This is a genomic window from Methylobacterium sp. R2-1, from assembly GCF_014191355.1.
Classification (GTDB): Bacteria; Pseudomonadota; Alphaproteobacteria; order Rhizobiales; family Beijerinckiaceae; genus Methylobacterium.
In genome coordinates this window covers 40,841-57,085 of sequence record NZ_JACHWM010000005.1, presented here as the reverse complement: position 1 = coordinate 57,085, position 16,245 = coordinate 40,841, and the positions used below count along the sequence as shown (strand labels likewise).

The following is a 16,245-nucleotide window of genomic DNA, read 5'->3' as shown; positions in this document are numbered from 1 at the left end:
AGATTGCCTCGTCATTTCAACGAGTGCCAGCGCAGGCGCACCGGTTCGGGCGGAGCCGACGGACGCTATGCGACGTGGAGGGACTGCGCGGTGAGGTAACGCCGCCAGCCGCCGTATCCGGTGATGTCCGTGCCCGAGCCGATCCCCTCGGCCTCGACCAGAAACCCCTTGGGGTTGGTACCATCGGCGAGGTGAAGGGTGCCGATGCCGAGCGGGGCCGGGATGGCGGCCACGAAGCGGCCGAAGGCGGCTGGCGACAGGGCCCAGACTTCGGCGGCGATGGTCGCGCCGGCATCGGCCGCGACCCGCAGCAAGCCCGGTCGCCGGGGCGGACCGCCGGGCAGCGCGTAGAGCCGGTACTCCGGCCGCGTCTCACCCGCCCGGAGGAAGCGCGCCCCGAGGCCGGTCAACTCGCCGTTGAGCGGCAGTCCCGAGAGATGCGCGCCGATCACCGCGAGCTCGATCTCGTCCGGTCCCGCACTCGCCGGCCCGGCCACCGGCGCCGGCACCGGCTCCACGCTCGTGCCGATCGGGACGCCGGAAGCCGCATGGAGACGGGCGCCGAGCGCCGCGAGAAGTCCGTCGCGGCCCCGCGGGGCAATCAGAGTGAGACCAGCCGGCAGGCCGTCGGCCCGGAAGCGGCCCGGCACCGCCAGCGCGCACAGGTCGAGCAGGTTGACGAAGTTCGTGTAGGTCCCGAGTTCGCTGTTGGGTCCGATCGGATCGGCTTCGAGTTCGGCGCAAGTGACGGGCCTAGGGTAGGTCGGCACCACCAGCACGTCGATGCGCTCCCACAGGACGTCCGCGGCCCGGCGCAGCTCGGCCAGCCGGTAGAGGCCCGCGAAAGCGTCGGCGGCACTGAAGCCGGCGGCCCGGCCGATCACCGCGCGGGTCGTCGGGTGCAGCGCCTCGGGCTGAGTCTCGATGAGCGGACGGATCGCCTGATAGCGCTCGGCGACCCAGGGGCCGTCGTAGAGGAGCGCGGCGGCGGCGAACAGCGGCGCGAGATCGACCGCCTGGGCCGAGCCTGCGACGGTAGCGAGGTCAGCGAGCCCCGCTGCGAAGGCCGCTTCCGACAGCGGGTCGCTGCCGAAGCGGCGGCTTGCGGCATCCGGCACCCCGACGCGTAATCCGGGCGGCAGCCCGGGTGGCTGGGCCGGGATCGGCAGGTCGCGGGAATAGGGGTCGGCGGCGTCGTAGCCAGCCATGATCCGAAAGACCCGATCGGCGTCCGCGACCGTGCCGGCAAAGACCGAGACGGTGTCGAGCGTGCGGCAGGCCGGCAGCAGGCCCCGGCCCGACACGGACCCGAGCGAGGGCTTCAGCCCAACCACATTGTTGAGACCCGCCGGCACCCGCCCGGAGCCCGCCGTATCGGTCCCGAGCGCGAAGGCGACGAGACCATGCGCCACCGCCACTGCTGAGCCGCTGCTCGACCCGCCGGGCACGATGTCCGCGTTCAGGGCATTGCGCGGGGCCGGATGCGGCGTGCGCAGGCCGACGAGCCCGGTGGCGAACTGGTCGAGATTGGTCTTGCCGATCAGGATCGCGCCCGCGGCAAGGAGGCGCGCGACGGACGGCGCGGTCTCGGACGCGAGATATACGAAGTCCGGGCAGGCCGCGGTGGTGGGCAGGCCGGCCACGTCGAGATTGTCCTTCACCGCGAAGGGCACGCCCCAGAGCGGTTGGGCGACAGGGTCGAAGGGGCCGAGCGCCTCGGTCGCGGCGACGGTCTCGGTCTCGGGCAGCAGGGTGAGGAAGATGCCGGGATCGTCGATCGCGGCAAGACGCCGGTAGGTCTCGGCCAGGACCGCCCTCGGGTGAAGGCCGGTCGCGTAGGCCGCGTGCAGGGCGGAGATCGTCGGGAAGGGAGGCACGGTCCGTCCTCGTGTGTGCGTATCACAGGCCCGCGAGGCGGGCGGCTTCTCGGGCGATGCGCCCGTCCGGCGCGATCAGGGCGTCGAGCACCCGGAAGTGGTCGGCCCCGGGCACGGCGTGGAGCTCGCCGGCGAGGCCCAGCGCCCGGCGTGCCGCGTGGTAATCCTTGGACTGACGGCACAGCTCGGGCAGCTCGGCCCCGCCGTAGATCACAGAGACGGGCGGCCCACCCGGCGCGAGGCGGCGGATCGGCGAGAACTCGGCCACCTCCGCCTCGGAGAGGCGCAACGCGTCGTCGAGCGCAGTCCCAGCGATCGGTTCGAGATCGAAGATCCCGCTCACCGCCAGAGCGGCGTCGACTGTGTCGGCCGCAAGCGTCGTCATGAGCGACGCGAGATGGCCACCGGCCGACCAGCCCGCGACGACGAGGCCGCCCGTTCCGGTCTCCCGGCGCAGAAGGCGCAGCCCGGTCGCGATCTCCTCGGCGATCCGGGTGAGGCTCGCCTCCGGCGCGAGGGTGTAGCCGACCAGAGCCACATCGAGGCCGAGGGCGAGCGGCCCCTCGGCCATGCAGCTGAAATCCTCGCGGGCATTGCGCTGCCAGTAGCCGCCGTGGACGAAGGCGAGACAGGGCGCCCCCGCCGTGCCGCAGCGGTAGAGATCAACGGCCTGCCGTTGGGCAGGTCCGTAGGCGAGGGTGCTCCCCGCCTTGCTTTCCCGGAAGGCGGCGCTGCGGGCGCGCCAGCCCGCCAGGAGGTCGGCGCTATCCCGGACCGCCCCCGAATTGTCGTAGGCTCGGGTTAGCGCTGCCCGATCGAGGCCGCGCCAGTCCACGGTATCGAGCGCCGCCATCAGGCAGCCTTCGGCGCGTGATGGCTGTGAAGCTGGGCCGACAGCATTCGGCGAAGGTCGTTGAAGGCGGGACTCGACACATCCCGGCGCCGCGGCAAGTCGACGGTGTGCACGGTCTCGATCCGTCCCGGACCTGGCGACATCATGACGATCCGATCGGCGAGGAAGATCGCCTCCTCGATGGCGTGGGTGACGAACAGCACGGTGAGGCCGGTCCGCGCCCACAGATCGAGGAGCTCATCCTGAAGGCGCTCGCGGGTCATGGCGTCGAGCGCCCCGAACGGCTCGTCCATGAGGACCATCTCGGCCTCGTTGGCGAGCACCCGGGCGATGGCCACGCGCTGCTTCATGCCGCCCGAGAGCTGGTGCGGATAGGCGTCGGCGAAGCGGCCGAGCCCGACCAGATCGATGTAGCGGCGGGCGGTGTCGCGGACCTCCGCCGCCGGCCGGCCCCGCGATTTCGGTCCGAAGCCGATGTTGTCGCGCACTGAGAGCCACGGGAACAGGCCGTAATCCTGGAAGACCATGCCGCGGCTCGGCGCCGGACCGGCGATCGGCTTGTCCCACATCAGGGCCTGGCCCGCGCTCGGTGCCTCGAAGCCGGCGGCGATGCGCAGGAGGGTCGACTTTCCGCAGCCGGAGGCGCCGAGCAGGCAGACGAACTCTCCCCGCTGGACGGTGAGGCCGGCGCCTCGCAGGGCCTCGGTCCGGCCTCCCCGCGCGATGTAGGTCTTCGAGACGTCCCGGATCGTCAGGATGGGAACGGTGGGCTCAGCCATGGGAGGGACTCCAAGAGAGGAGGCGGCGGCCGATACGCATGACGACCCAGTCCGAGACGAAGCCGGCGACGCCGATCACGCCCATGCCGCAGATCACGATCTCGGTGCGGGAGAGCTGGCGCGCCTCCATGATGACGGCCCCAAGACCGGTCTGGACGCCAGTCATCTCGCCCACCACGATCACCACCCAGGCGAAGCCGAGGCCGAGCCGCAGACCGGTGAAGATCGATGGGAGGGCGGCAGGCAGCACCACCCGGAGAAACTGGGCGGGACCCGTGCAGCCCAGCATCGCTGCCGCCTCGAACAGGCGCGGCTCCACCGAGCGCACGCCGAACACGGTGTTGACGAGGATCGGGTAGAAGGCGCCCAGGAACACGAGGAAGAACGCTGAGCTGGCTCCAAGCCCGAACAGGATCATGGCCAGCGGCAGCCACGCGGTGACCGGGATCGGCCGCAGGATCTGCAGCACGGGATCGAGCAATGCGCGGACCACGGGCACGCGCCCGATCATCAGGCCGAGCGGCAGTGCCGCCGCAGCGGCCAGCGCGAAGCCGCCATAGACCCGCGACAGCGAAGCCCAGAGGTGAGTCCACAGGGTGGCGCTGAACGCGTCGTCGTTGATGCCGCCGAACGCCATGTCGCGCAACGCCAGCCAGACCTCGGCGGGGGGCGGGACAAGGCTGTAGGGCCGGTCCGCGGTGGCGAAGTGCCAGATCGCGAGCGTCGCCAGCGGCACTACCAGGGCAAGGGCAGGGCCGCGCAGGCGCTTGAGGAGGACACGGAGCGGGGGGGCGGTCGGCATCGGGCTCTGGCTCTGAGCCGGCAGGGCGGTCGGCAAGGTGGCTGGGACGGCAGCTCCCTCGATCGCGGCGCTCATGCGTCCCTCATCGCGTCGACGAAGCGTGTGTCGATGAAGCCGGCGTCGGGGAGCCGCTTGATCTGCTTGAGCGCCAGCATGCGTTCGGCGTAGACCTTGGCCTGACGCACCTCGTCCGGCCCGAGCTTCCAGGTGAGTTCCACGTTCGGGGCCGAGAGCACCAAGGCCTCACGCTTCTGGCCGAGCTTGCTCACGGCCATGGCGATCATCGCGTCCCGATCCTTGGCGGCGAACTCGGTAGCCTTGCGGTGAATCTCCAGCATGGTGCGCACCAGGGCGGGCCGCTCGGCAAGCGTGTCCCGGTGGGCGCCGAACACCATGTTGAGCGACCCCATCTCGGTGCCGTAGGGATACTCAACGAGTTGACCGACTCCCGAGGCGAGGCTGACGCCGGGGGCGGGCTCGGCGCCGACATAGGCGTCGACGTCGCCGCGGGCGAGCGCGAGGTGCATCTCTGAGAAGGAGACGCGCACTGGGGTGATGTCCTTCACGGACAGTCCTTCCATGCGCATCCGCTCCAGGGCGAACACCTCCTGCGTGCTGCCGGGCCAGATTGCCACGCGCTTGCCGCGCAGGTCCTTGATCGCCCTGATGTCGGAATCCTTGCGGGCGATCACCCCCATGCCGCGGTTGCAGGTGGAAGCGATCACCACGATCGGCTCGCCGGCCGCAGCCCCCAAAGTCGCCGCCGCGAGGCCGAAGGTGCCGAAATCGACCGACTTGGTAACGACGGCGTTCTTGCCCTCGGTCGGGCTCTCGAACGGAATGACCTCGACCCGCACGCCTTCGGGCGTGAAGCGCTCGTAGAAGTGCGGCGCAATCGAGTGGATGAGCTTGAGCGAGCCCATCCGGATGACCGTGGGGGCGGCCTGCGCCCGGGCGGCGCGACCGGGAAGGGAACTCACGACGAGGCCGGTTCCGAGACCGGCGAGTAGGCTGCGGCGGTCGATCATCGGACGGCTCCTGTATGTGGCAACGTCTTGAGCGTATGAAGCGCGCCTGTTGCCGACGAGTGCTATTTCTTGACGACCCTGTTGCGATTCAGGCAACACCTGCGGCGGGAGTATGGTGATGAAGCATCTGCGCAGCCTCACCGCTGTGGCCGAGGTCGCCCGCTGCGGCTCGATCCGGCGGGCGGCCGAGCGCCTCAACATCACGCCCTCGGCCCTCACCAGACAAATCCAGGACATCGAGTACGAGCTCGGAACCCCGATCTTCGAGCGCCTGACGCAGGGGATGCGCCTCAATGCGGCGGGGGAATTGTTGGCCCGGCACATCCGCGACCAGGCAGCGGACCTCGATCGGGTCCGCTCGCAGATCGCCGACCTCTCCGGCGTACGCCGGGGTCACGTGGCGCTTGCCTGCAGTCAAGCCTTCGTCACCCGGATGATCCCGGAGGAAGTCGAGACCTATCGGGCACAGTTTCCCCAAGTCGCCTTCACCGTGCAGGTGCGCGACCATGTCCAGGCGGTGGCCGCCCTCGTCTCCTTCGAGGCGGACCTCGCGCTCGTCCTTCAGCCGCCGCCCTCGGCGGAGCTGCACGCGCTCTATGCCGGCCGCCAGCCCCTGTGCGTGCTGATGCGCGCAAGCCATCCCCTGGCCACCGAGGACGGGCCGATCCGGCTGCGCGACTGCCTCGCCCACGCGCTGGCGCTGCCCGACCGCTCGCTCGCCATCCGCCACCACATCGAGCAGGCGCTCGCCCGCCGCGGCGTCGAGATCCGGGCGACCGTGGAATCCGGATCGCTGGAATTCCTGCGCAACGTCGTCCTGCGGGAGGATGTCATCAGCTTCCAGGTTCCGAGCGGGATCCCCGACGACCCGCACCTGCACAGCCGCCCGATCGATACCCGCGACCTCGAACCGATGAGCGTCGTGCTGGCGCAGCTGCGCGGGCGCCTGCTGCCGGTCGCGGCCACCAAGTTCGCTGATCAGCTCGCCGCGCGCTTGAACCGTCAGGCGGCCGCCTGACCATCGGCCAGCTGTCGGCGCAACTGAAACCTATGGTCAGGCCTTAGCCGAAGTCTGCTGCGGAGATGCAGCCGAGCGGCTGCGAAATCCTCCCACTCTGCCACTCACCTGTTTTAGATGGTTTCACCCGCCCCACCGTTGATCCAACTGCGCTTTTCCCACTACTACCGTCTCACTTGCTGGGCCGAACGCCGGGGGTTGGGCGGACATGTGGTGCTTAGGATCAACAGCCAACGGCGTTGATCGTCGCTCGGGAGAAGAAGCCCGGCCAGTAAGGAAAAGGCAGCCGCTACGTCGTCATCCAAGATGATCATAGATGCAGTCGTCCACCTAGTCACGAACGAGTGTGATCTGTTGACGATTTTTGCCTGTGATGCGGCGCCTCGCCCCATCGTTCCTAGATCGACATTCAGTCTTGCAGGTCACAGCGTTCTCACACAGCCAGAATCGGGAATTCGCGTCGACTCTATGCAGATTTGCGTAGAAGGTCCGCGCGACCCGACTGACAAGCGCACTGAGCTGCCCGGCCTTCGGCTTCAATCCTGGGGAGGACCGACAGTGTCGGCGGCAAAGGCCTGCCGGGATCCAAGCGGCTTCGGCCGCCCCGTGGTGCTGTCGCGGGCAGTCTGTCGCTCCATCTCGGCATTCAGTTCCGCCCCGAGGAGAGCGATGACGACGGACAGCCAAATCCAAGTCATGAACCCCACGCCGGCACCGAGTGATCCGTAGACACGATTGTAGCTGTCGAAACTGGCCACATACCAGGAGAACAGGACGGATCCGCCGACCCAGGAGAGGGCGGCGGCGACGCTGCCCCAGCTCACCCAGCGCCATTTCGCCTCTCGTCGGCTCGGGCCATAGCGATAGGTCAGCGACAGGCTCAGGCTGACGAGCAGCAAGAGGGCCGGCCAACGCATCACGCGAAGCGCGGTATCGGTGAGCCCGCCCAAGCCCATGCGGCCCAGTACGATCGGCAGGACCACCACCATGCCGGTCGCCGCGACAACAAAGACAATGCCGGTCAAGGTGAAGAGAAAGGTGGTCGCGTAGAAGCGCACCAGCGATCGCTTCTCGCGCTCTCGGTAGATCACGTTGAGCGCGTCGAAGAGCGCACTTACCCCCGAGTTCGCGCTCCAGAAGGCAATGAGCAGGCTGAGGAGCGAAGCGGTGCCGAGGGCACCCGTACTCTGCCGGGCGATGCGGACGAGTTGCTCTGACAGCAGGTCGAGAACGCCGTTCGGCAGAACGCCTGTAAGCAGGCTCAGGTGTTGTCCGATCGCTGTCGGATCCGAGAACAAGCCGTAGAGCGAGACGATGGTGGCAAGCGCCGGAAAGATCGCAAGCAGGGCGAAGAACGCGACACTCCCCGCCGTCGCCAGAACCCGATCGCGGGGCAAGGAGAGGACGATCCGCCAGAGGATGTCTCGCCAACCAAGAGCTGGAATGTCGGTGGGTTGATCAGCTGTGCGGCCGCGGTTGCGCTCGTGCGATCGGGCGATCGCGATCCCGATGCTCCGCTCGTCAGGTGGTCGCGTGCTGATGGATCGCCAATCTTCGCCTTCCGCCTCGTCCTGATGCATGAGGCGCCTCGTCGAGCCTGCAACGGCTCAAGTTCATCATGACGGAGCCATAGGCAAGCGCCGGTCACGTGGAGCGCGGTTATGTATGCGCGCGGAAATGCCGACTGTCGAACAGATCCAGCTCTCGTGTGTTGATCGCTCGTTGGCTGCGCGCCTGCAGGCCGAAGCGGCGCAACGGCGCACATCGATTCCCGGCACCCACGCGAGCGATAATGGCAGAGTTCCGAACAGCCCTGGTCGCGGGCGCAAACGGCATCATCGGCAAGGCGGTGATGCAGGAGCTCGCGACAGCGGAAGGTTGGCACGCGCGTGCCGTCTCCCGTGGATCGCACGGATCGTGCGAGGCCATCGCGGCGGATCTGACCGATCCGGAGGCGACCCGCGCCGCACTCGCACAAGCCCGCGACACCACGCATCTATTCTACGCTGCGCTCGCGCCGCAGCCGAGCCTCGCAGATGAGGACCGGGTGAACGGGGCGATGCTGCGCAACCTCCTCGATGGGTTGGATGCCCACGGCGCGCCGTTGAAGCGCGTGGTGCTGTATCAGGGCGCGAAGGTCTATGGTGTTCATCTCGGGCCTGTTCCGGCACCGTTCTATGAGGACGAGAACCCGCGCCACATCGGGCCGAACTTCTACTTCACGCAGGAGGACCTGTTGCGGAGCCGCGCGGAGCGCGGCGGCGCGGCTTGGTCGATCCTGCGCCCTGACGTGGTGGTCGGCGACGCGGCCGGCAACGCTATGAACATTGCCATGGTGATCGGCGCATACGCCGCCCTGTGCAGAGCGGAAGGGGCAGCCTTCCGCTTCCCGGGACCGGCCCACGTTTACGAGCAAGTGTTCGCCCAGGTAACGGATGCCCGCGCCCTCGCTCGGGCGAGCCTCTGGGCGGCGACGTCCGACGCCGCCCTTGGGGAGGCCTTCAACTACGTGCACGAGCCATTCCGGTGGCGGCGGGTTTGGGAGAAGCTCGCCGCCGCGCTCGATCTGCCCGTCGGGCCGCCGGTTCCAATGCGCCTGGCTACCCACATGGCGGACAAGAAGTCGGTCTGGGAGCAGCTGGTGGCCGAACAGGGCTTGAGCGACATGCCCTACGAGCGTGCGGTCGGCTGGAGCTTTGGCGACTTCGTGTTCCACAGTGACTTCGACCTCGTCTCCGATATGGGCAAGATTCGCCGCGCTAGGTTCGGAGAGAGCGTCGACAGTGTCGAGGCCCTGGTATCCGCAATTCGGCGACTACAGGCGGCGAAGGTGCTGCCGCGCTAGGGCCCCTTGCTCCGGTGGCAGACGCCTGGCTCGATCCGGCCGCATTGCAATCGCAGCTAATGCCCAGAGCGGTAATCGCCTCATGACCGGCGCTCGACCGCGAACTGGACCTCAAATGCCACCATGCAAACCTTCACGAGCGGCGGACGGCGGATCGGCGTGGAGCGGTTCGCCGCCTGCAGCGACGCCGCAGGGACGATGGGGAGCGGGGCCACGATGCCCGCCGTCCTGCTGCTGCACGGTGCAGACGGGCTGACCTTTGCCGAGGGCTATCGGCTGGCCGCTCGCACCATCGCCGCTTCGGGCTACCATGTCGCGTTTGTTCACTATCTCGATCGGACGGCTGATCAGCGCGTTGCATATGCACGCCTGCGGCAGGATTTTCCGGTTTGGACGGAAACGGTGCGCGATGCCGTCGCTTGGCTGGCGGAGCAGCCGGAGATCAACGCGCGACGGCTCGGCATCGTCGGGATCTCGCTGGGCGCAGCGCTGGCCTTCGCGACAGCCGCGACCGAGCCGCGGGTGCGCGCGATCGTCGACTATTTCGGTCCCCTGCCGGACGAGCTTGCGCGCGAGCGCCCGCGTCTGCCTCCAACGCTCATCCTGCACGGCAGCGCTGATCCCATCGTGCCGGTGTGCCATGCACGAGCGCTCGAACAGCTGCTCCTTGAGCAGAGCACCGCGTACGAGATCAAGATCTACGAAGGACAGGGCCACGGACTTTCGGGAGCCGCCCAGTTCGATGCGGCGGCACGCGTGGTACGCTTCCTCGACCAGCATCTCCAGAGCTCAGCCGCGTAAGAGTGTAGCTCATACAGGGATGCAGTGCGTCGACAGCCGTCTCGGGGCACGCCAAAGCATCGGAAAGTCTGCCCGGTTCTCACCGACGAGAGAATGACAGCCACCTAGGCCACCCGGCTTCCCTTCGCAGGAGTTCTGAGGTGCGGCGGACGACACCGAGGCGCGTCGGCGCCGATTGTGCATCTGCCGCGAACCGGCAACAGACCCGTTCGAAGCGAGAGCGAGCTTCACCGGACGGGCGTGCTGCTTCGGTGGAGAGCACTTTCGCTCTACAACAGGATGCACGTCAGCGATGAGACAGGGCGAGAGGAGCCCCCCGACAGACCGTGTCGGAACGATCTGCCGGTCCCTGCGGCGAGCCATCATGGAGCGGGCCCTTACCCCGGGAGACCGATTGCCTGAAGACGCGCTCGGCGAGCGATTCAACGTCAGCCGCACCATTGCGCGCCAAGCGCTCGGCCAGCTCGCGGGGGAGGGATTGGTCGAATTGCGCCGGAACCGCATTGCCGTGGTCGCGAGTCCGAGCTGGGAGGAGGCACGCGATACCTTCGACGTACGCATCAGCCTGGAACGCATTGTGGTCCAGCGGCTGGCTGGCCGTTTGAGCGCCGAGCAGCAGGCCACGCTAGAAGCGCACATCGCGGGCGAGGAGCGGGCGAGCGGCGGTCCGGAGCCGGCCTCGATCCGGCTCGCCACAGAGTTTCACCTGCTGCTCGCCGAAATGACAGGGAGTCCGGTGCTCCGCCGCTACGTGGCTGAACTAGGCTACCGCTGCGCCCTGATCTTGTCGCTTTACAGCCGGCCGCACTCATCGGACTGCGCGGTGAGCGAGCACAGGGAGATCGTGGCGGCGCTCGTTGCAGGCAATGCCGGGCACGCGGTCACGCTCATGGACCACCATCTCGACGCGGTGGCCGAGCGGGCGCGCATCCTCACCGAGCCCCAGCGCGAGCACGACCTCATCCGCCTGCTCGCCCCCTACGTCGACGGCTAAAGGATCAGGCCGTCATGCTCTGCCGCTCGAGAAGCCGCTCGGCGCTATCGTTCCACACTTCCATCGAGACAATCAGACCGTCCTGCACGGTGAACCGGTCGACGTAGCGGTTGCCCTCGAACGCGGTGCCGTCCGGCCACGCGCCGTAGAGCGTGCCGAGGCTGTAGACTGTGGTAATGCCCTCACCTGGCACGACGTCGAGCCGCTCCATACGCTTCTTGACCCAGGCGTAGCGGCCGGCGTTGAAGGCCGTCACCTCGCGCGGATGCCTGAACACCCGGCCGCCGGTGAAGACGATTTCGATGCCGGGCGCCATGTAGCGCGCGGCGGTCTCGGGATCGGGCACCATCGAGGCTTCCAGATATGCCGTCACAACCGCCGCATCGTGCGCGGCCTCCGCTACCTTCGTGTTCATGCCCGGATCTCCGTGGTGCCGAGCGTCCATCGCGCTCGGCCTCGCGAACCGAGCATGGCGGAGCCGACCAACGCATGCATGCAGAAAGTGTATGCACTTTGCTGGCGCTTTGTGCACACTTTACGGGCACGCCTCGGCCGATTCGAAAAAAACGAACGAAATCAACGATGCCTTGGCTGGCACGGCTGTTGCGGACGTCGGTCGACCACATACGGGATTGGACGCCATGCCTCATCGCCCCACCACCGCTCAATCCCTCATGCGGCGCCTTGCCCTCGGCGCCCTCCTGATAGGGTTCTCGAGCCTCGGCCCGGTTCGGGCTGCCGAACCGGTGCGAATCGGGCTGGTCACGGCCCTCAGCGGTCAGTCGGCGAAGTCGGGCGAGGCGATCTCCCGCGGAATCGGACTCGCGATCGAGGAGATCAACCGCAGCGGCGGCGTCCTCGGCCGCCCCCTGGAACTCGTCGCCCGCGACGACGAGGCCAATCCGTCGAAGGGTGTACTCGCCGCCCGCGAACTGATCCAACGGGCCGGCGTGGTCGCGCTGATCGGCGGTCTCGACACGCCGGTCTCGATGGCGATCGTACCGATCGCCAACCAGATGAAGGTGCCCTTCGTCGGGCCCTGGGCGGCCGGAACCGGCATCACCCGCAACGGGGCGGCGGACAATTATGTGTTCCGGGTCTCGGCGGTGGACGCGCTCGTGGACGAGGCCCTCGTCGCCTACGCGGTAAGGACCTACGGCGCCAAGAAGCCCGGTGCGATCCTCGTCAACAATGCCTGGGGTGAGTCGAATCAGCAGGGGATCGTCGCGGCGCTGAAGGCCGCGAACCTGCCCAGCGCCGGTATTGAGAAGTACGAAGCCAACGACATCGACATGGTTCCGCAATTGTCCCGCTTGCGGGAGGCGGGGGCCGACGCGCTGTTCCTCGTCGGCAATGTCGGCCCTTCGGCCCAGGTGGTGAAGTCCCTCGACCGGATGGGCTGGAACGTCCCAGTGATCTCCCACTGGGGTCCGGCCGGCGGGCGCTTCGACGAACTCGCGGGCCCTGGCGCGGCACGGGTGCACTTCGTCCAGACCTTCACCTTCGCGGGCAATGACAGCCCGAAGGCGAAGGCGGTGCTCGATGCCCTGAAGGCGAAGTACCCGGCGATCAAGTCCATGGCCGACGTCACGCCCGCCGTCGGCATCGCCAATGCCTACGACGCTACGCACCTGATCGCACTGGCGATCCAGGCCGCCGGCGCCACAGAGGGGCCGAAGGTCCGCGACGGCTTTTACAAGGTCCCAGCCTATGCCGGCCTGATCAAGACCTACGAAGCGCCCTTCGCCCCCGATCGGCACGACGCGTTGAGGCCGGACGACTACATCTTCGCAAGCTTCCGCAACGGCGAGATCGTCGCGGTGGCCAAGTGAGCAGCCTTCCCGAGGTAGGGCAGGAGACGTCACGATGCTGACCAGCACCCTCGTCAGTGGGCTCGGCCTCGGCAGCATGTACGGGCTGGTGGCGCTCGGCTTCCACATCACCTTCGCGGTCTCCGGCACCGTGAACTTCGCGCAAGGGAGCGCCGTCACGCTCGGGGCGGTGCTGGGCTACACCTTCGCGGTTCAGCTCGGCTGGCCGATGCCACTGGCCGTCGCCGCGGCTTTGGCCGGCTGCGCGCTGCTCGGGCTCGCCGTCGAGCGGCTGCTGGTGCGCCCCTTCGTGGTGCGCGGCTCCGATGCGTGGCTCCTGGCGACGGTGGCCGGCGGAATCATCCTCGACAACGTCCTGCTGTTCACCTTCGGCAAGGAACCGCGCAGCCTGCCCTCGACGCTGGTCGCGGCGCCCGTGCAGATCCTGGGCGCGGGCGTCTACCCGCTTCAGCTCCTGATCCCCGTGGTCGGCGTCGCGGCGGCTCTAGCGATCCGCGCCGTGTTCCGCGGGACCGAACTTGGCCGCGTGCTGCTGGCGGTGGCGCAGAATTCTGAAGCTGCGCGGCTGATGGGTATCGACGTCGCCCGCACCGTGGCCTGCGCCTTCGCGCTCTCCGCCGTGCTCGCGGGTGCGGCGGGCTTGCTGATCGCGCCGCTCTTCTCCGTCTCGGCCGAGATGGGCGCCCTGTTTGGGATCAAGGCCTTCGCGGTAGCGATCCTCGGAGGGATCGGCTCGGCCACCGGCGTGGTGCTAGCCGGCCTCCTCTACGGCCTCGTGGAGGCCGGCGTCACCGCGACGCTCGGATCCGGCGCGACCCAGATCGTCGTCTTCTCGGTCATCATCCTCGCCCTTGCGCTTCGCCCGAACGGCCTGCTCGGCCGCGCCGCTGTCAATAAGGTTTGACCATGCGCTCGCCTCTCCGGGCGCCGGCCGCGATGCCGCTCGCCATTCTGGCCCTGATGCTCGCGGGCCTCGGCCTCGTCGCCGCAACGAGCGGCTACAGCCACTTCGTCATCGCCCTAGTGGCACTGACGGTGCTGGCCGGCACCGGCCTGAACGTCCTGCTCGGGCTCTCGGGGCTGATCTCCTTCGGCCATGCCGGGTTCTACGCGCTCGGCGCCTATGCGAGCGCGATCCTGACGCTCAAGGGCGTGAGCTTCTGGCTGGCGCTTCCCGCCGCAGCCGGGATCGCAGCCCTCGTCGGTGCCGCGCTCGCCGTGCCCGCGATGCGGGTGCGCGGGCCCTATCTCGCCATGGTGACGATCGCGTTCGGCTTCCTCGTCGAGCACGCGCTGATCGAGGGCGGCGAATTCACCGGCGGGCAGAACGGCCTCGTAGTCGCCACCGGCCCGAGCCTGTTTGGCCTTCCCCTCGGGGAGCGCGACCTCGCGATCATCGCGGTAATCGCCGCGGGCCTCAGCCTTTACGGCTTTCACCGGCTCCGCCATGCCCGTCTCGGCCAGGCTTTGCGCGCGGTGCGCGACGCGGACGTTGCCGCCGCCTCGCTGGGCTTCGATCCCGTCCGAGTGAAGACCGCCGCCTTCGCGATCTCGGCGGCGCTGACCGGGCTGGCGGGCGCGGTGCTGCCGCCCCTGATGCTGTTCATCGCGCCGAGTTCGTTCCCGTTCACGCAGTCGATCCTGTTCGTCCTCGCGGTGGTGGTCGGCGGGGCCGGCACCGTGCTCGGCCCCCTGTTCGGCGCGCTGGTGACGGTGCTCCTGCCCGAGGCGCTGGCGGGTCTTGCCGAGTACCGGCTGCTGTTCTTCGGCGTGACGACTCTGGTGGTGCTCTGGCTGGTGCCGGCAGGCATCGTTGGCAGCCTCAGCCGCATGCTGCCGCGGGGCGGCGGAGTGCGCTCGGAGCCGGGAGCGGACGCGCCGGATTTCCTGAAACGGACCGAGGGCGAACCGCTCGCCGTCGAGGAACTCGGCATCGCCTTCGGCGGTATCCGGGCGGCGGACGGGGTCGCCTTCGAGGCGCTGCCCGGCGCGATCACCAGCGTCATCGGTCCGAACGGCGCGGGCAAGACCACCGTCCTCAACATGATCTCGGGCTTCTATCGGCCGAGCACCGGCACGATCCGCCTCGGAGGGCGTGAGCTCGCCGGACGGCCGGCCCACGTGATCGCCCGTGCCGGCATCGCCCGCACCTACCAGACGACGCGGCTGTTCGGCTCGCTCAGCGTCATTGAGAACGTCATCCTCGCTCGGACACCCGGACGGCTGCTGCGCCGGTCGCGGTCGTCTGACCGGCACGAGGCGGCGGCATTGCTGGCCTTCGTCGGCTATGCCGGCGCCCTCGACCGGCCGGCCAGCGAACTGCCACATGTCGACCGGCGGCTGGTGGAGATCGCCCGCGCGCTCGCCGGAGCCCCGCGCGTGCTGCTCCTCGACGAGCCGGCCGCCGGCCTCGCCCGCGCCGAGACCGACCGCCTCGGCGCGCTGCTGCGCCGGATCGCGGCCTGCGGTATCGCGGTGATCCTCGTCGAGCACGACATGCCCCTGGTGATGGGCGTGTCCGACCGTATCCTCGTCATGGATGCCGGCCGCCCGATCGCCCGCGGCACGCCGGCCGAGGTGCGCCGGGACCCTGCCGTTCTGCGAGCCTATCTCGGGGCCGCCGAGACCCCGGCCCGGCCGCGGGCCGCGCCTTGGATCGGTCCCGCCGACGCGGTCCTCGCGGCCCACGGCCTGCGCGCTGGCTACGGAGCCGCGCCCGTTCTCGACGGCATCGCCCTCGCGGTGCGGCCGGGCGAGACCGTGGCGCTGCTGGGCTCCAACGGCGCCGGCAAGTCGACGGCGATGCGGGCGCTCGCCGGCCTGCTGCGCCCGGTCGAGGGATCGGTGGTGCTCGCGGATGCGCCGGTCGCGGCCTTGCCTGCCCACGCCATCGCGCGGCTCGGCCTCGCCCTCGTCCCGGAAGGGCGCCAGGTCTTTCCCGAACTCACCGTCGTCGAGAACATCCGCCTCGGCGCATGGAGCCGGGGCGGCCGGGTCGATTCGGCGGAGGTCGAGGCGCTGCTCGACCGGTTCCCGCGCCTGCGCGAGCGAGCGGGCAGCCGCGCCGGCCTGCTCTCGGGCGGGGAGCAGCAGATGCTCGCGATCGCCCGCGGGATGATGGCGCATCCGCGCATCCTTCTGCTCGACGAGCCCTCCCTCGGGCTCGCCCCCGCGATCATCAACAGCCTCTACGCGACCGTGGCCGAGCTGCGCGATGCGGGCACGACGATCCTGATCGTCGATCAGATGGCCGCGCTCGCGCTGACCGTGGCGGATCGGGGCTACGTCCTAGAGCAGGGACGCGTCGCCGCATCCGGCACGGCGGCGGAGCTCAAGGCGGACGCGGCCCTCGAGGCGGCCTATCTCGGCGCCGCGTGAGGCCGCACTTTCCCTCACCGACAGGAGCGAGACCCTTC

The 16,245-nt window shown here is 69.0% G+C and carries 14 protein-coding genes; 7 read left to right on the top strand and 7 right to left on the bottom strand.

All coding sequences use genetic code 11. The features are described 5' to 3' along the window. Window positions 1-65: 65 nt before the first annotated feature. From atzF to FHU13_RS08645, 5 genes are read right to left on the bottom strand one after another with little or no spacing between them, the layout of a single operon-like run. Window positions 66-1,877 carry an allophanate hydrolase gene (gene atzF, locus FHU13_RS08665; protein ID WP_183435475.1) on the bottom strand — a complete coding sequence of 604 codons (1,812 nt, stop codon included), beginning with the start codon at window positions 1,875-1,877 and terminating at the stop codon, window positions 66-68. A gap of 22 nt (window positions 1,878-1,899) precedes the next feature. After that, window positions 1,900-2,730 (bottom strand): alpha/beta hydrolase, encoded by an 831-nt coding sequence (locus FHU13_RS08660; RefSeq protein ID WP_183435474.1) that lies wholly within the window; start codon window positions 2,728-2,730, stop codon window positions 1,900-1,902. Further along, entirely contained in the window at window positions 2,730-3,509 is a 780-nt protein-coding gene (locus FHU13_RS08655; protein ID WP_183435473.1) for an ABC transporter ATP-binding protein, read from the bottom strand. Before FHU13_RS08655 ends, FHU13_RS08660 begins: the two co-directional genes overlap by 1 nt. Further along, the gene (locus tag FHU13_RS08650) at window positions 3,502-4,386 is read right to left on the bottom strand and encodes an ABC transporter permease (RefSeq protein WP_183435472.1); all 885 of its coding nucleotides are present in this window, start codon (window positions 4,384-4,386) and stop codon (window positions 3,502-3,504) included. Before FHU13_RS08650 ends, FHU13_RS08655 begins: the two co-directional genes overlap by 8 nt. After that, window positions 4,383-5,339, bottom strand: a complete 957-nt coding sequence (locus tag FHU13_RS08645) for an ABC transporter substrate-binding protein (RefSeq protein WP_183435471.1) — start codon at window positions 5,337-5,339, stop codon at window positions 4,383-4,385. Before FHU13_RS08645 ends, FHU13_RS08650 begins: the two co-directional genes overlap by 4 nt. A 118-nt stretch (window positions 5,340-5,457) precedes the next feature. Here FHU13_RS08645 and FHU13_RS08640 point away from each other — a divergent pair, with 118 nt between their 5' ends. Further along, window positions 5,458-6,357, top strand: coding sequence for a LysR family transcriptional regulator (locus tag FHU13_RS08640; RefSeq protein WP_183435470.1), 900 nt, complete (start codon window positions 5,458-5,460; stop codon window positions 6,355-6,357). A gap of 536 nt (window positions 6,358-6,893) precedes the next feature. Here the strand turns inward: FHU13_RS08640 and FHU13_RS08635 are convergent. After that, window positions 6,894-7,937 (bottom strand): YihY/virulence factor BrkB family protein, encoded by a 1,044-nt coding sequence (locus FHU13_RS08635; RefSeq protein WP_183435469.1) that lies wholly within the window; start codon window positions 7,935-7,937, stop codon window positions 6,894-6,896. A 212-nt stretch (window positions 7,938-8,149) separates the two neighbouring features. Between FHU13_RS08635 and FHU13_RS08630 the strand changes: the two genes are divergently transcribed. From FHU13_RS08630 to FHU13_RS08620, 3 genes are all read left to right on the top strand, one after another. Continuing rightward, complete coding sequence (locus FHU13_RS08630) at window positions 8,150-9,202, top strand: SDR family oxidoreductase (protein WP_183435468.1); 1,053 nt, start codon at window positions 8,150-8,152, stop codon at window positions 9,200-9,202. Between the two features lie 216 nt (window positions 9,203-9,418). Continuing rightward, on the top strand, window positions 9,419-10,003 hold the full coding sequence (locus FHU13_RS08625; protein ID WP_246714565.1) for a dienelactone hydrolase family protein: 585 nt from the start codon (window positions 9,419-9,421) through the stop codon (window positions 10,001-10,003). 292 nt (window positions 10,004-10,295) lie between these two features. Beyond that, window positions 10,296-10,997 carry a GntR family transcriptional regulator gene (locus tag FHU13_RS08620; RefSeq protein ID WP_183435466.1) on the top strand — a complete coding sequence of 234 codons (702 nt, stop codon included), beginning with the start codon at window positions 10,296-10,298 and terminating at the stop codon, window positions 10,995-10,997. 4 nt (window positions 10,998-11,001) lie between these two features. Here FHU13_RS08620 and FHU13_RS08615 read toward each other — a convergent pair whose 3' ends face one another. After that, window positions 11,002-11,412 (bottom strand): nuclear transport factor 2 family protein, encoded by a 411-nt coding sequence (locus FHU13_RS08615; RefSeq protein ID WP_183435465.1) that lies wholly within the window; start codon window positions 11,410-11,412, stop codon window positions 11,002-11,004. Window positions 11,413-11,638: 226 nt separating this feature from the next. On the opposite strand from FHU13_RS08615, the gene FHU13_RS08610 reads away from it, so the two are divergent. The 3 genes from FHU13_RS08610 to FHU13_RS08600 are packed head-to-tail and all read left to right on the top strand — an operon-like array spanning window position 11,639 to window position 16,207. After that, the gene (locus FHU13_RS08610) at window positions 11,639-12,829 is read left to right on the top strand and encodes an ABC transporter substrate-binding protein (RefSeq protein ID WP_183435464.1); all 1,191 of its coding nucleotides are present in this window, start codon (window positions 11,639-11,641) and stop codon (window positions 12,827-12,829) included. Window positions 12,830-12,863: 34 nt separating this feature from the next. Further along, window positions 12,864-13,733 carry a branched-chain amino acid ABC transporter permease gene (locus FHU13_RS08605; protein ID WP_183435463.1) on the top strand — a complete coding sequence of 290 codons (870 nt, stop codon included), beginning with the start codon at window positions 12,864-12,866 and terminating at the stop codon, window positions 13,731-13,733. A gap of 2 nt (window positions 13,734-13,735) precedes the next feature. After that, entirely contained in the window at window positions 13,736-16,207 is a 2,472-nt protein-coding gene (locus tag FHU13_RS08600; RefSeq protein ID WP_183435462.1) for a branched-chain amino acid ABC transporter ATP-binding protein/permease, read from the top strand. Window positions 16,208-16,245 lie beyond the last annotated feature (38 nt).

Coding starts and splice junctions, on each gene's coding strand:
- FHU13_RS08635 (WP_183435469.1), bottom strand. CDS start 7,937: ATGCATCAGGACGAGGCGGAAGGCGAAGATTGGCGATCCATCAGCACG.
- FHU13_RS08605 (WP_183435463.1), top strand. CDS start 12,864: ATGCTGACCAGCACCCTCGTCAGTGGGCTCGGCCTCGGCAGCATGTAC.
- FHU13_RS08615 (WP_183435465.1), bottom strand. CDS start 11,412: ATGAACACGAAGGTAGCGGAGGCCGCGCACGATGCGGCGGTTGTGACG.
- FHU13_RS08620 (WP_183435466.1), top strand. CDS start 10,296: ATGAGACAGGGCGAGAGGAGCCCCCCGACAGACCGTGTCGGAACGATC.
- FHU13_RS08600 (WP_183435462.1), top strand. CDS start 13,736: ATGCGCTCGCCTCTCCGGGCGCCGGCCGCGATGCCGCTCGCCATTCTG.
- FHU13_RS08640 (WP_183435470.1), top strand. CDS start 5,458: ATGAAGCATCTGCGCAGCCTCACCGCTGTGGCCGAGGTCGCCCGCTGC.
- FHU13_RS08645 (WP_183435471.1), bottom strand. CDS start 5,339: ATGATCGACCGCCGCAGCCTACTCGCCGGTCTCGGAACCGGCCTCGTC.
- FHU13_RS08630 (WP_183435468.1), top strand. CDS start 8,150: ATGGCAGAGTTCCGAACAGCCCTGGTCGCGGGCGCAAACGGCATCATC.
- FHU13_RS08660 (WP_183435474.1), bottom strand. CDS start 2,730: ATGGCGGCGCTCGATACCGTGGACTGGCGCGGCCTCGATCGGGCAGCG.
- FHU13_RS08625 (WP_246714565.1), top strand. CDS start 9,419: ATGCCCGCCGTCCTGCTGCTGCACGGTGCAGACGGGCTGACCTTTGCC.
- FHU13_RS08650 (WP_183435472.1), bottom strand. CDS start 4,386: ATGAGCGCCGCGATCGAGGGAGCTGCCGTCCCAGCCACCTTGCCGACC.
- FHU13_RS08610 (WP_183435464.1), top strand. CDS start 11,639: ATGCCTCATCGCCCCACCACCGCTCAATCCCTCATGCGGCGCCTTGCC.
- FHU13_RS08655 (WP_183435473.1), bottom strand. CDS start 3,509: ATGGCTGAGCCCACCGTTCCCATCCTGACGATCCGGGACGTCTCGAAG.